Genomic DNA, 1,107 nt, shown 5'->3' with positions numbered 1-1,107 from the left:
GATGCTGCACCGGTTCGTCGCGCGCGGCGGCATCGACTTCTTCGCCACCGCCACCGACCACGCGCTGGACTGGGGCGAGAAGGGTGTGCTGTCGACGCTGCGCACCCTGGCCCGGTCGGGCGCGGCGCATGCCGGAACCGCTGCGAGCCAGGCGCAGCAGGACGACGCGGTGGTGCTCGAGGTGAACGGGATCAGGATCGGTCTGCTCTCGTTCACCATGGATCTCAACGGCCGTCGCCCGCCCGCGGACAAGCCGTACCTCGTCGACGAGGTGCGTTTCAACGACGCGGCGCCGGCCCCCGACTACACACTGGTGCGCCGGCAGATCGCCGCGGCCCGGGCCCGGGGCGCGGACTATCTGATCGCCTACTGCCAGTGGGGCCGGGAGCTGGAGATGTACCCGCGTGAGAACGTGGTCGAGGCCGCCAACACCCTGATCGACCTGGGCATCGACACCGTGCTGGGCAGCCACCCGCATGTCCCGCAGCCGATGCAGCGGGTGGTGCGCGACGGCCGGCCCGACGGGCTCATCGTGTACGCCTTCGGCGACCTGGTGAGCTACCACCCGGAGAGCCGCAATTCGAAGCTGGCCTACACCGTCCGTTTCGACGTGGTGCAGGAGGAAACGGCCGACGGCACCCGCACCTACCTGGCGAACCTGCGGATGCTGCCGCTGTACCTGCTCAACGCACCGCGCGAGAACAACACGGTCGACTGCCGGATCCTCCCGTTCGCGGACGTCTATGCGCACCCGGAGGACTATCCGCTCAGCGAGCGGGAACGCGCCGAACTGGATCATCTGCACGACGTGGTCCTGCACGGCATGCTGATCCCGGAGGGCGGCGCCGCACTGCTGGCCGATTCGCCGGCCGGATGCCGCCGGATCTGACCGAGCGCGTCGCCGCCGCCGGGGTTATTCGGCGCCGACCAGCTCCAGGTACTTCGCGCGGACCAGGTCCTGGACCTTCTCCTCGCCGGCGTGGGCCTTCTTGCCCGCGTCGACGGCGGCCATCGCCTTGCTGACGGCGGTGCCGAGGAGATCGGCCTGCTCGATCGAGATGATGTGGAACTTGTGGTGCTTGCCGAACTGCTGGGGGACATTGCCCG

At 69.4% G+C, this 1,107-nt stretch carries 1 protein-coding gene and 1 pseudogene; one reads left to right on the top strand and one right to left on the bottom strand.

The window, feature by feature from the left end:
* The coding region (locus tag ACJMNC_RS18335; protein WP_408949373.1) for a CapA family protein at nt 1-889 on the top strand (889 nt) is incomplete at its 5' end.
* A 24-nt stretch (nt 890-913) separates the two neighbouring features.
* On the opposite strand, the pseudogene ACJMNC_RS18330 reads toward ACJMNC_RS18335, so the two are convergent.
* Nucleotides 914-1,107: pseudogene (locus tag ACJMNC_RS18330) on the bottom strand (choloylglycine hydrolase); the annotation flags it as partial.

It is taken from the genome of Gordonia sp. VNK21, assembly GCF_046098115.1.
In the GTDB taxonomy this organism is placed as follows: Bacteria; Actinomycetota; Actinomycetes; order Mycobacteriales; family Mycobacteriaceae; genus Gordonia.
This window is presented reverse-complemented; position numbering and strand designations above follow the sequence as displayed.